This is a genomic window from Burkholderia pseudomultivorans (genome assembly GCF_902499075.1).
GTDB classification, from domain to species: domain Bacteria; phylum Pseudomonadota; class Gammaproteobacteria; order Burkholderiales; family Burkholderiaceae; genus Burkholderia; species Burkholderia pseudomultivorans.
This window is the reverse complement of sequence record NZ_CABVPP010000144.1, coordinates 1-618: the sequence shown is the minus strand read 5'-3', so window position 1 is coordinate 618 and position 618 is coordinate 1. Positions and strand designations below refer to the sequence as shown.

At 52.4% G+C, this 618-nt stretch carries 1 rRNA gene; it reads right to left on the bottom strand.

From position 1 onward, the window contains the following. Positions 1-618, bottom strand: a 23S ribosomal RNA gene (locus BST28156_RS34565); the annotation flags it as partial.

The following is a 618-nucleotide window of genomic DNA, read 5'->3' as shown; positions in this document are numbered from 1 at the left end:
CGCATCCGCAGCTTCGGTATATGGCTTAGCCCCGTTACATCTTCCGCGCAGGACGACTCGATCAGTGAGCTATTACGCTTTCTTTAAAGGGTGGCTGCTTCTAAGCCAACCTCCTGACTGTTTTAGCCTTCCCACTTCGTTTCCCACTTAGCCATATTTGGGGACCTTAGCTGGCGGTCTGGGTTGTTTCCCTCTTGACACCGGACGTTAGCACCCGATGTCTGTCTCCCGTGATTGCACTCTTCGGTATTCGGAGTTTGCTATGGCGGGGTAATCTGCAATAGACCCCCCAACCATGACAGTGCTCTACCCCCGAAGGTGAGACACGAGGCACTACCTAAATAGTTTTCGGAGAGAACCAGCTATTTCCAGGTTTGTTTAGCCTTTCACCCCTATCCACAGCTCATCCCCTAACTTTTCAACGTTAGTGGGTTCGGACCTCCAGTACGTGTTACCGCACCTTCATCCTGGCCATGGATAGATCACCTGGTTTCGGGTCTACGCCCAGCAACTGAACGCCCTATTCGGACTCGCTTTCGCTACGCCTGCCCTATACGGTTAAGCTTGCTACTGAACGTAAGTCGCTGACCCATTATACAAAAGGTACGCCGTCACCCC